The following is an 11,334-nucleotide window of genomic DNA, read 5'->3' on the forward strand; positions in this document are numbered from 1 at the left end:
CAAAACAAGGAGATAGAGCGGTTCGGCGTTTCCGTGAAACGATGAACCGCTCTGATGAAGGGAGCGCGGCATGACCGCCACCGAAGACACCTCTCCGGCAACGGAGGTCGCCGCCACGCACTCCGGCTTTGTCGCGCTGATCGGCGCGCCCAATGCGGGCAAGTCGACACTGGTCAACCAGCTGGTCGGCGCCAAGGTGTCGATCGTCACCCACAAGGTGCAGACCACCCGGGCCATCGTGCGCGGCATCGCCACGCATGACAATGCGCAGATCGTCTTCGTCGACACGCCCGGCATCTTCAAACCCAAGCGGCGGCTCGACACGGCAATGGTGACCACCGCCTGGGGCGGCGCCAAGGATGCCGATATCGTGCTGCTTTTGATCGACGCCGAGCGCGGCATCCGGGGCGATGCCGACGCCATCCTCGAACGGCTGAAGGATGTTCGCCAGCCGATGGTGCTCATCCTCAACAAGGTCGACCGGGTCAAGCATGAGGCGCTGCTGGCCCTGTCGGCGGCAGCGAACGAGAAAGTGCCGTTCAAGCGCACCTTCATGGTCTCGGCGCTGACCGGTTCCGGCTGCAAGGACCTGCTCGATTATCTCGCCGAAGCCCTGCCGGCCGGCCCCTGGTACTATCCGGAAGATCAGATTTCGGACCTGCCGATGCGCCAGCTGGCGGCCGAGATCACCCGCGAAAAGCTTTATCTGAGGCTGCATCAGGAACTGCCCTATTCCTCCCATATCGAGACCGAGAAATGGGAAGAGAAGCCGGACGGCTCGGTGCGCATCGACCAGACCATCTATGTCGAGCGCGACAGTCAGAAGAAGATCGTCCTCGGCCACAAGGGCGAAACCATCCGCGCCATCGGGCAGGCGGCGCGCATGGAGATCGCTGGCATCCTCGAACAGAAGGTGCACCTGTTCCTGTTCGTCAAGGTGCGCGAGAACTGGGGTGACGACCCCGAGCGCTATCGCGAGATGGGGCTCGAATTCCCGCGCTAATTCCAGGAAAAGCGCGAAACGGTTTTCCGTCCGGAATTGCGTCGAGACAAAGAGATAGGGCGGTTCTGCGTTTCCTCGAACGATGAACAGCACTTGGATCCATGGACAGCAAGCCCAACATCGACGCAGCACTTGTCGGCCGGTTGATCGCGACGCAATTTTGCCAGTGGAAGGATCTAGCGGTCAGGCCGGTCGAGTTTGGCGGCTGGGACAATAGGACCTTCCATCTGGGCGGTGAGATGACCGTGCGGCTGCCGAGCGCTGCCGCCTATTCCCTGCAAGTGGAAAAGGAGCATCGCTGGTTGCCGAGGCTTGCGCCGCTGTTGCCGTTGCCGATCCCGGCGCCACTGGCGATGGGGGTACCCGCCGAAAACTATCCCTGGCATTGGTCCGTCTATGGCTGGATCGAAGGCGAGACGGCGAAGCAGAAGCGTATCGCCAGCCTGTCGCAATTCGCATCGGACCTGGCCGCGTTCCTGGTTGCCTTGCAGCGGATCGATGCCACCGGCGGACCGCCGCCGGGGCAACACAACTTCTTTCGCGGCGGGCCGCTCAGCGTCTATGACGGTGAAGCCCGGGACGCAATTGCAGCTCTCGCCGGCAAGATCGATACCGACGCCGCAAGCGCGGTGTGGCAGGCAGCGCTGGCAGCCACTTGGCACGGCGCGCCGGTCTGGTTCCACGGTGACGTCAGTTGGGGAAACCTGTTGGTCAGGCAGGGTCGGTTGAGCGCCGTGATCGACTTCGGGACTTCGGGGGTGGGCGATCCCGCCTGCGATCTGGCGATTGCGTGGACGCTGTTCGAAGGCAAAAGCCGGGAGATCTTTCGCGCCGGCCTTCCGGCCGACGAGACCATGTGGGCGCGCGGTCGCGGCTGGACGCTGTGGAAGGCGTTGATCACGGTCGCCGGCCATATCGGCGTCAACCCGGTCGAGGTCGAAAAATCCCGGCATGTGATTGATGAAGTGCTTGCCGACTACGCCCGGCGGGCGTGAGGTCGCCTGTATGGCGGTGTTGCCACCGCTGTCCGAGCGCCGGCAATACGCATCCGCGCCGCCGACTAAAAGCGCGGTGCCGGGTTTCGGACACCGCGCTCATTGCGCGCCTAGACAGCGCCAGCCACGGCAAGCTGCGTCCTTGGCCGGCGAACGAAGCTCTCGGTGCCGTAGTAGGCGACGATGGCGACGGCGATGATCGCCCAGATGGCCACGCCGATCCACTGCTGCTGCACATAGTCGGCGCCGATGAAGACCTTGCCGAGGAAGCGCACGCTGTTCTGGTGCGTCACGTGCATGATGAAGGCGAGCAGCACGCTGCCGGTGTTCTGATAGAGCCATGTGAAGACGATTCCCGCCAGCACGACGTTGATGGCGCTGTAGTGGCTGAGGTCGCCGACCAGGCCGAGCGGGAAGTGCCAGATCGCCCAGATCACGCCGAGGATCAGGCTGCCGGTCAGTGCTGAATGGCTGGCGAGAAGACGTGGCGTCGCAAAGCCGCGCCAGCCAGGCTCTTCCCCGAACGGGCCGCTGAAGACTGCGTACAGCGCTATGATCGGCAGCATCTCGGAGAGGGCCGGAATATTGCGCCAGGCCGGTGCTGCCGCGCCAATCAGCGGATTGATCAGGATCGAGATCAACTGTGTTCCGAGGGGCAGGCCGAATGCCACCAGGTACCAGAACGGGTGAACCCGCCATTTGACCGTCGAGGCGAGGATGGCCTTGAGCGAACCCCAGCCGCCGGACAGGGCCGCGACGATGAAGCCGGCGGCCATCGGACCGAAGGTGAACCAGGGAATGCTGTCGCCATTCGACAGCCAGAATGGGATGAACGCCAGCCAGGTCAGGCCAAGCGCGAGCGAAAAGAAGGCGGTCAGCTGGTGCCTTCGCACCATGCTCGGGACGGAAGTCATGTCGGGTCCTCTCGGCGGGCAGATTGGTCACGAGAGGTCGCCGGGCTGCCCGATCGGTCGACATGCATCTGGAGACGAGCCAGCCGAATTGTTCGGCAGGCCGTGCCGACCGCATCGGCCAACCCGTGTCTATTGGCACCGGCGCGGCCAAAAATCCCGAGCGGTTTCTGAAAGATTTCCGATATTTCCGCCGGACAGACATCGCTCGGCTGTCTTGTCGCTACAGGACGATCCGCATCATTGGCGCGCGACCAACTCACACAGAATCGTCTTGATCGGTTGGCTGCCGTCACAATCAGCGACGCGACAGCGCTCCGGCGGGTTCGATCGCCTCGGCAAAGCAAAACTGGCCGGGCAGGCGTCGCCCTGCATTTCGGCGCAGCGCCAGAGCGCAAGTGGCGGACGGATGCCATCGGATGGTCGGTGGGTGAAGAAATATCCAGCCGGTTTTCGCCGAAAACAGGCGCATATTTCGCATACAGGCGGCAATTGTAGAAAGTTGATGTCTCGAATAGATAATTAGCCGCGAAATTATCTGAAAATATATTTAATATATGACGTTGTTCCAATTGTGCTAACTACCAATATGGCAAGTGTTATTTGTGCAACACAGCATTAATCTGTTGATGGAATCGGATTTATTTCCGTAATCGTCATTGAAGGCAGGAGGTCGATGGGTATGTCCGCTGCGGAAAAGGGCGAGCGGTGCGCGCCTTTTTCGTTGTGGGGGTGAGGCGGGAAAACATTGCCGCCAGCCACAAATCCGAAGCCATTTAAAACTATGACTGGAGAGTCAGAAAATGAACATCAAGAGCCTCCTTCTCGGCTCAGCCGCGGCACTGATCGCGGTCAGTGGCGCGCGCGGCTGACGCTGTCGTCGTCGCCGAACCGGAACCGGCCGAATACGTCAAGATCTGCGACGTCTACGGCGCCGGCTACTTCTACATCCCGGGCACCGAAACCTGCCTGCGCATCGGCGGCTATGTCCGTTATGACATCGGCGTCGGCGATGCCGGCACGTTCGATGGCGTCAACCACGTTCCGGACCACCAGAGCGCCGGCGACACGCACTCGACCTACTACAAGAACACCCGCTTCACCCTGAAGACCTGGACCGGTCAGGAGACCGAGCTCGGTACCCTCAAGACCTACACCGAGACCCGCTTCAACTACGGCAACAGCAGCGGCGACTATCTCAACCAGGTCGCCTCCAATGCGGACGACTGGCAAGGCCGCAACAAGTCTACCTCGCTGCGTTTCGCTTGGATTCAGCTCGGCGGCCTGCGCGTCGGCAAGGACGATACGGCTTTCGATACGTTCATCGGCTATGCCGGCAACGTCATCCAGGATATGCTGGTTCCGTATGGCGGGCAGGAGAGCAACGTCGTTCAGTACTACTTCGACGCAGGCAACGGCCTCACGGGATTGGTCTCTCTCGAAGAAGGCGCCGGCAAGGGCGGCACCATCGACAGCTATGTTCCGCATGTCGTCGGCGGCTTGAAGTACAAGGGCGACTGGGGTGCGATCACTGGCGTCGTCGCCTATGACAGCAATTACGAGGAAGTGGCCGGCAAGGTTCGTTTGGACGTGAATGTCACCAAGGAACTGTCGCTGTTCATCATCGGCGGTTATGGCACGGACGACAACCTCAACGATCCGACCAATGCGATCAATGCCAAAGGTCGCGGCTTCTACAAGCAGTGGGGCGGCAATTGGGCAGTCTGGGGCGGCGGCACCTACAAGTTCAACGACAAGACCGCGTTCAACGCCCAGATCTCTTATGACGACTGGAAGAACCTCGGCGTCGCCGCCAACGTTGCCTACACCGTTGTGCCCGGCTTTACGGTCACGGCCGAAGTCGATTACCTCAATGCTGGAAAATTCGACGACGCCGACTTCAGCAACTGGACCAAGGCCAACAAGAAGAGCAGCGTCGGCGGCATTCTCCGCTTCCAGCGCTCGTTCTAACGGATCGATTGATCTCACCACCCGCCCGCAGCGTTATCGCTGCGGGCGGTTTTTTGTGCACTGTGCTGTACCGATCTGTCAGTTGAGCCAAACTCCATACCTTGATTTCGCCATCCAACCGGTGAAAAGCTCTGGAAATGGAATGGCGCGACGAGGGAATCATTCTCGGCACCCGCAAGCATGGCGAAACCAGCGCCATTCTCGAGGTGATGACACGCGCGCATGGCCGTCACCTCGGCCTGGTGCGTGGCGGCCGTTCGCGCAAGCAGCAGCCCGTCCTCCAACCCGGCAATCGCGTCGACCTGTTGTGGCGGGCGCGGCTTGACGAGCATCTCGGCACGTTCCAGGCCGAGGCGATCGAGATGAACGCCGCCCGGCTGATGGACAGCGCGGTGGCCGTCTATGGGCTGCAGACCATGGCCGCGCATCTGCGCCTGTTGCCCGAGCGCGACGCTCATGAAGGTCTCTACGAAACGCTTGCCGTGATGATCGTTCATCTCGACGATGCCGACGCTGCCGGCGAACTGGTGGCGCGCTTCGAGCTTCTGGTGTTGGACGAACTCGGCTTTGGCCTCGATCTCAGTCAATGCGCCGCCACTGGCACGCGGCAGGACCTTGCTTATGTCTCACCCAAATCCGGTCGCGCCGTGTCTCGTGAAGCCGGTGCACCCTGGCGCGACAAGATGCTGGCGCTGCCGGCCTTCCTGCAGCGCGGCTCAGGCCAGCGCGGCGATCCGGCGGCGGTCGACGACGCCTTCCGGCTGACCGGCTTCTTCTTCACCCGCCACGTCTATGAGCCGCGCGGCATCGAACCGCCGGACGCCCGCGCCGGCTTCCTTGCCGCACTGCGCAAACACCACGCGCGCAGCAAGACCATAGCCGGAGAGAACGCAGCATGAGCGAGGTCGAATTGTATCCGGGCTGGGTCTCGCCGCTCGGCCTCGGCACGATTCCGCATGCCGACATCCTGGAATACACCGGCCTGGACCTGCTGCAGCGTATCATCGACGGCAAGTATCCGGCGCCGCCGATCTCCTTCCAGCTCAACTTCGCGCTGACCGAAGTGTCGGAAGGCCGTGCGGTGTTCCGTGGCGTGCCCAACGAGCGCCACCTCAACCCGCTGGGCAGCGTGCATGGCGGCTGGGCGGCGACGTTGCTCGATTCGGCATTGGGTTGCGCTGTGCAGACGCTGCTCGAAAAGGGTGAGGCCTATACGACCGCGGAGTTCAAGGTGAATTTGACGCGGCCCATTACACCGAAGACCGGCGAGGTGATCTGCGAGGGCAAGGTCGTCCACAAGGGGCGTACGCTGGCGGTGTCTGAAGCGACGCTGAAGGATGCCGGCGGCAAGCTGCTGGCTTTTGGCACCGAAACATGCTCGATCTTTCCCGCGGCCAATCTGGCGGCGCGTTGACTTTCAGGCCGTTTGGCCGCCGCATTTGAATGTCAGTGAGACTGAACGTCAGTGAAAACTGGCCTGGTTTGGGGGAACCGCCATGTTTGAAAGCCTGATCGGCCTTGTCGCCATCATAGCCTTGTTCGTCATCATTTCGCGCCAGCAGAGCCGCATCGGTCTGATCGAGCGAGAGCTTGGCGCGCTGCGCAGCTTTGTCCTTTCGGGCGCCGCGCCGCCCGCGGCCAAGCGGTCCGAGCAGGCAGCGGCCGACAGCGCGCCGCCCGCCGATGTGGCTCCGGCCGTTGCGGCAGCGGCCGATATCGTCTTGCCGGCGGCGAGCGAGGCGGTCGCCGCGCAGGCACCGGTTGCCGAGGCGGAAGTCCCAACCGGCGAGGCCGTGTCCGGGCCATGGGCGCCAAGTGATGCGGCGCCCAAGGCAGCAGAACCTGCCGAGCCCGCCGCGGCAGCGAAAGCCGCCCGCCAGTCAGATGTCGAAACGGCACTCGGCACCCGCTGGGCGGTCTGGGTCGGCGGCATCGCGCTGGCGCTGGGTGGCCTGTTCCTGATCCGCTACACCATCGAGGCCGGCATTTTCGGCCCCGGCGTGCGGCTGACCATGGCCGCTGTTCTCGGCCTGGTGCTGGTCGCCGGCGGCGAGTTCATCCGCCGCACCGGCTTCAAGGTGCCGGTGCAAGGCGTTGCCGGCGCCTATATTCCAGCGATCCTGACAGCAGCCGGTGCCTTCATCCTGTTCGGCACCGTCTATGCCGCACATGGCATTTACGGCTTCATCGGCCCGGCGCTCGCCTTCACGCTGCTCGGCGCCATCGGCGTGGCGACCATTGCGGCAGCCCTGGTCCATGGCCAGGCGCTGGCCGGCATTGGCCTCGTCGGCGCCATGGTGACGCCGATGCTGGTTGCCTCGCAGGCGCCCAATCCCTGGGCGCTGTTCGGCTATCTCGCGATCGTGCTTGCCGCCACCGGCGTCATCGCGCGCATGCGCGACTGGACGTTGCTGACGGCGGCCGCCTTTTTCGGCACCGGTGTCTGGACCATCCTCTATATGACCGATGCGCCGGGCGCGAACCTCTCCACCATCCTGTTCATCGACGCCGTCACGCTGGCCGTGCTTGCGTTTGTCTGGCTCGGCCGTCGTGGCGACGAGGCCGGACCAGCCAGGGCTTTCGACTGGCCGTCCATCGTGCCTGGCCTGTTCGTCGCATTCTCGGCGCTCGGCCTGTCAGTCGACCCGGTCTTCGCCGCAGCCGGCGATGCCTTGCCGGGCGCCGTGCTGATCGCCGCAATGGTGGCCGTCGCGCTCTATCGCCCACTGGCGCTGCCACTCCTCTATGCCGCAGGACTGGTGACGGTGATGATCTATCTCGGCATCATCCCGCCGACTTCGATCGCCTCCGACTTTTCGGCCGGTGCTTTGGGCGTCGATGGCTTGCCCGTGGCCACGTCCAACGCTCTGACATTGCGTATCGGCATCGCGCTTGGCCTGGTCTTCATAGGCGCCGGCTTCTGGGCCGGCCGCAGGTTCGCCGCCGCGACACAGATCCGCGCGGCCTCATGGGCGGCGTGGGGCGTCATCGTGCCGCTGGTCGTCCTGCTGGCGCTCTGGTTCACCTTCGGCAATCTCGACCGCGACTTGGTCTACGCCGCCGCCGCAGCATTGCTGGTCGTGGTTTTCGCGGCCGGCAGCGAGTGGATCGCACGCAGCGAAGAGCCGCCTCTCACGGGCGGCGTGGCTGTGTCGTTTGCCCTGGGCGGTGCGGCCGTCGCCGGCCTCCTGATGCTGCATATGGCGTTCAATTCCGGCTGGACCACCATCCTGCTCGGCGCGGCGGCGATCGTGCCGGCGCTGGCGACGCGCTGGCGTTCCTATCCGTTGCTCGGCTGGATTTCGGTTGGCGCGGTGATCGCCGTGCTTGGCCGCGTCGCCTTTGACCCGACCATTGTCGGCGCCGAGTTCCTGTCGACGACGCCGGTCTTCAACTGGCTGCTGCCGGGCTACGGCGTGCCGGCGCTCGCCTTCGGTTTCGCCGCCTGGCAGCTTGCCCGCACCACCAACGGCCGCCCACGCCTCGCCATGGAAGCGGCGGCGGCACTGTTTGCGCTGCTCACGCTCGCCATGCTGGTGCGCCATGCCATGCATGGCGGCGTCATCGACACGGGTGCGATGACGCTCGCCGAGCAGGCAATCTACACGCTGATCGCCATTGGCGCCGGCGCCATCCTGGTCGCCATCGACATGCGCTCGCCAAGCTCTGTGCTGCGCTATGGCTCGATGGCGGCGGGCGTGGTTTCGGTGGCCTTCATCCTTATCCGGCATTTCGTGGTGCTGAACCCGTTGTTCACCGACGAATCGACAGGCCAGATCCCGGTCTTCAACCTGTTGTTCCTCGCCTATCTCCTGCCGGCCATCGCTGCCGGCGGACTAGCGCTCTATGCCAGGGACAAGCGACCGAAATGGTATGCGCAGATGCTGGCGCTGGTGGCGGCCGTGCTTGCCTTCGCCTACGCCACCCTGTCGGTGCGGCGTCTGTTCAAGGGCGAGTTCATTGGCCTGTGGAGCGGCCTCGGCCAGCTGGAAACCTACACCTATTCGGCGCTGTGGCTGGTGATCGGCGTGGCGTTGCTCACCGCCGGCGTCTGGCTGAAATCGCAGGTGCTGCGCATTGCCTCGGCCGTGCTGATCTCGGTCGCCGTGCTGAAGGTCTTTGTCTTCGACATGTCGGAACTGGAAGGCGTGTTGCGGGCGTTGTCCTTCATCGGCCTTGGCGCCGTGCTGATCGGCATCGGCCTGTTCTATCAGCGGCTTTTGACGCGGGCGGCAAAAGGGACATGAAGATGCTCCTTGAAAGAATATGCAAGATGGAATATTTGCATATCGCTTGAGAGATATTCAAATGCCGCTCTATATCCGTGACGACGAAGTGGATGCGCTGGCCGCCAAATTGCAGCGCGAGACGAACGCTCCGAGCAAGACGGAGGCGGTTAGGACCGCACTTGTACATGAACTCGAGCGCAATCGCGCCAAGGTGCCGCTGCTCGACCGGCTCGCGAGGCTGCAGGCGGAGGCGACCAAGATAGGGCTGCCGAATCCCGACTTCGACATGAAGAAGTTCACCGACGAGATGTGGGGAGACTAATGTTTGTCGATGCGTCGGTGATTGTCGCCATTCTCAACCGGGAACCGGGTTGGGAGGAATTGATCAAGCGGCTTTCCGGTTTTTCCAGCCTGTCCTACGTTTCTCCATTGGTGCGTTTTGAAGCGACACAGGCGCTGGCGCGCGCAGCCTCCGGCTCCCGTAAACCGACGGCTGAGGCCCTCCTCAAGGCTCGCGATCTGGTCGATCAATTCACCTTGGAAATTGGCGGAGAAAATGTGGTGATCGGCGAAGAGATCGGTCTCCACGCCATCAATGCCAGCGCTCGCTATGGCAAGGCCATTGGGCATCAAGCCGATCTGAATTTCGGTGACTGTTTCGCTTATGCTTGTGCGAAGACCCTCAATGTTCCGCTGCTCTACAAGGGCAACGATTTCTTGCTGACGGATTTAGGATAATTCGGCTTCTCCCCTGATTGGTGGGAATAAAACAGCCGGTCATCTCGTTATCTCATTGCTTGGGTGACCGGGGCGGCGGACCGCTTCGCGCTGGCCGCTTGCGCCGCGCCGAGAAGGCGCGTTCAATATCGGATCAACAAGGGCGACCCAGAACCAGCGGTCATGCACGAAAAGAAGGCAGCAATCCTTGGCGAAATACCGCGACTGCGCCGCTACGCACGCTCGCTTTTGCGCGACCGCGATGCTGCCGACGATCTCGTTCAGGATTGTCTCGAGCGGGCGCTTGTCCGGCTCGACAACTGGCAGACGGGAGAAAGCCCCAGGAGGTGGCTGTTTACGATCATGCATCATTTGTTCATCGACCAGATGCGCAAGGTGAACCGTCGCGGCGAGGCGACGATGCTTCCGCTGGAAGCAGGTGAGGCGGTGGCCCAGCCGGCCGAGCAGGTGGAGAGCATCGCTTCGCGCGAGATCATCGACGCATTGCAGGCGATCAGCCCCGACCGCCGTGCGGCTCTTGTCATGGTCGCCATCGAAGGGTTTTCCTATGCCGAAGCCGCCAACATTCTGGGCGTCCCTGCAGGCACGCTGATGTCGCGCATTGCGCGCGGGCGTGAGGAATTGCGCGGGCTGCTGGACGACACGGCGCGCCGTCGCGCAATAAGGATCGTCGAGAAATGATCCGCCGCGACTTCTCCGAACGTGACATCCACATGGCGATCGATGGCGAGCTGCCGGCAGACGAGCGCGCCGCCTATGATGCCTGGCTCGACGCCAATCCCGAGATGAAGGCCAGGAGCGCCCGTTTCACCGCCGATCGGACGGCATTGCGCGCCGCCTTTGCCGGCGTGCTGGACGAACCCGTCCCAGTGCGGTTGCGCAAGGTCGTGTTCGGCGAGACGCCGGTCAAGGCTGCGGCCTCACGCTCGCGCTGGTGGCTTGCCGCCGCGGCGGCCGTGCTTGTGGTCGCCGGCGGGCTTGGCGGCTACCTTGCCGGCATCGACCGCATCGGACAGGAGAATCCGGCCGAAGATCGACTAGCCGAACAGGCAATTGCGGCCCACGTCGTCTTCGCCGCCGAAAAGCGGCATGCGGTCGAGGTGCCGGCCAGCGACAAGGATCATCTCCAGACCTGGCTGTCCAACCGGGTCGGGCTGAAGCTGGTGGCGCCCGACCTGACGGCGAACGGCTTCCAACTGGTCGGTGGCCGGTTGCTGCCAGCCGGAGAAAGCAAGGCCGCGATGCTGCTCTACGAGGACGACAAGGGCGAGCGCATATCTCTGTTCGTCACGGCGCAATCGGCGCAGAATGCCAAGGGAACCTATGCATCGGCCCAAGACGGTCCCCAGGCCGTCTACTGGCTGGACAAGGGCTATGGCTGCGCCGTCGTCGGTTCGCTGCCAAGCGAGCAATTGGCCGTCGTGGCAAAGAGCGCCTATGGCCAGCTTCTGGCTGGCCTGGCCAGTTGAAAAGGCGCCGTCTTGATG

At 63.2% G+C, this 11,334-nt stretch carries 10 protein-coding genes and 1 pseudogene; 10 read left to right on the forward strand and 1 reads right to left on the reverse strand.

Going from position 1 to position 11,334, the window contains the following annotated elements:
* Positions 1–70 precede the first annotated feature (70 nt).
* Together era and AC07FD_RS06500 are read left to right on the forward strand one after the other, a co-directional pair.
* A complete protein-coding gene (gene era, locus AC07FD_RS06495; protein WP_379026024.1) occupies positions 71–1,003 on the forward strand; it encodes a GTPase Era in 933 nt (310 codons plus the stop codon).
* A 101-nt stretch (positions 1,004–1,104) separates the two neighbouring features.
* A complete protein-coding gene (locus tag AC07FD_RS06500; protein ID WP_478349173.1) occupies positions 1,105–1,998 on the forward strand; it encodes an aminoglycoside phosphotransferase family protein in 894 nt (297 codons plus the stop codon).
* 110 nt (positions 1,999–2,108) lie between these two features.
* Here the strand turns inward: AC07FD_RS06500 and AC07FD_RS06505 are convergent, their stop codons facing one another.
* Positions 2,109–2,912 carry a CPBP family intramembrane glutamic endopeptidase gene (locus AC07FD_RS06505; RefSeq protein WP_478349174.1) on the reverse strand — a complete coding sequence of 268 codons (804 nt, stop codon included), beginning with the start codon at positions 2,910–2,912 and terminating at the stop codon, positions 2,109–2,111.
* Between the two features lie 800 nt (positions 2,913–3,712).
* Here AC07FD_RS06505 and AC07FD_RS06510 point away from each other — a divergent pair.
* The 8 genes and pseudogenes from AC07FD_RS06510 (at position 3,713) to AC07FD_RS06545 (ending at position 11,316) form a co-directional block, all read left to right on the forward strand.
* Positions 3,713–4,880, forward strand: a pseudogene (locus tag AC07FD_RS06510) (porin).
* A gap of 137 nt (positions 4,881–5,017) precedes the next feature.
* Positions 5,018–5,779 (forward strand): DNA repair protein RecO, encoded by a 762-nt coding sequence (gene recO / locus AC07FD_RS06515; RefSeq protein ID WP_477226246.1) that lies wholly within the window; start codon positions 5,018–5,020, stop codon positions 5,777–5,779.
* Positions 5,776–6,294, forward strand: a complete 519-nt coding sequence (locus AC07FD_RS06520) for a PaaI family thioesterase (RefSeq protein ID WP_477287380.1) — start codon at positions 5,776–5,778, stop codon at positions 6,292–6,294. Before recO ends, AC07FD_RS06520 begins: the two co-directional genes overlap by 4 nt.
* An 82-nt stretch (positions 6,295–6,376) precedes the next feature.
* A complete protein-coding gene (locus tag AC07FD_RS06525) occupies positions 6,377–9,127 on the forward strand; it encodes a DUF2339 domain-containing protein (RefSeq protein ID WP_478349175.1) in 2,751 nt (916 codons plus the stop codon).
* Positions 9,128–9,188: 61 nt separating this feature from the next.
* Positions 9,189–9,431, forward strand: a complete 243-nt coding sequence (locus AC07FD_RS06530) for a type II toxin-antitoxin system VapB family antitoxin (RefSeq protein ID WP_478349176.1) — start codon at positions 9,189–9,191, stop codon at positions 9,429–9,431.
* Positions 9,431–9,847: a type II toxin-antitoxin system VapC family toxin gene (locus tag AC07FD_RS06535; protein WP_478349177.1), complete on the forward strand. Its 417-nt coding sequence runs from the start codon at positions 9,431–9,433 to the stop codon at positions 9,845–9,847. Before AC07FD_RS06530 ends, AC07FD_RS06535 begins: the two co-directional genes overlap by 1 nt.
* Positions 9,848–10,009: 162 nt before the next feature.
* Positions 10,010–10,528: a sigma-70 family RNA polymerase sigma factor gene (locus AC07FD_RS06540; RefSeq protein ID WP_477399491.1), complete on the forward strand. Its 519-nt coding sequence runs from the start codon at positions 10,010–10,012 to the stop codon at positions 10,526–10,528.
* Positions 10,525–11,316 (forward strand): anti-sigma factor family protein, encoded by a 792-nt coding sequence (locus AC07FD_RS06545; RefSeq protein WP_478349178.1) that lies wholly within the window; start codon positions 10,525–10,527, stop codon positions 11,314–11,316. Before AC07FD_RS06540 ends, AC07FD_RS06545 begins: the two co-directional genes overlap by 4 nt.
* The last annotated feature ends 18 nt before the right edge of the window (positions 11,317–11,334 follow it).

It is taken from the genome of Mesorhizobium waitakense, assembly GCF_056431085.1.

Bases quoted from the DNA above. Each gene is read 5' to 3' on its own strand.
- era (WP_379026024.1), top strand. From the start codon at position 71: ATGACCGCCACCGAAGACACCTCTCCGGCAACGGAGGTCGCCGCCACG.
- AC07FD_RS06500 (WP_478349173.1), top strand. From the start codon at position 1,105: ATGGACAGCAAGCCCAACATCGACGCAGCACTTGTCGGCCGGTTGATC.
- AC07FD_RS06505 (WP_478349174.1), bottom strand. From the start codon at position 2,912: ATGACTTCCGTCCCGAGCATGGTGCGAAGGCACCAGCTGACCGCCTTC.
- recO (WP_477226246.1), top strand. From the start codon at position 5,018: ATGGAATGGCGCGACGAGGGAATCATTCTCGGCACCCGCAAGCATGGC.
- AC07FD_RS06520 (WP_477287380.1), top strand. From the start codon at position 5,776: ATGAGCGAGGTCGAATTGTATCCGGGCTGGGTCTCGCCGCTCGGCCTC.
- AC07FD_RS06525 (WP_478349175.1), top strand. From the start codon at position 6,377: ATGTTTGAAAGCCTGATCGGCCTTGTCGCCATCATAGCCTTGTTCGTC.
- AC07FD_RS06530 (WP_478349176.1), top strand. From the start codon at position 9,189: ATGCCGCTCTATATCCGTGACGACGAAGTGGATGCGCTGGCCGCCAAA.
- AC07FD_RS06535 (WP_478349177.1), top strand. From the start codon at position 9,431: ATGTTTGTCGATGCGTCGGTGATTGTCGCCATTCTCAACCGGGAACCG.
- AC07FD_RS06540 (WP_477399491.1), top strand. From the start codon at position 10,010: ATGCACGAAAAGAAGGCAGCAATCCTTGGCGAAATACCGCGACTGCGC.
- AC07FD_RS06545 (WP_478349178.1), top strand. From the start codon at position 10,525: ATGATCCGCCGCGACTTCTCCGAACGTGACATCCACATGGCGATCGAT.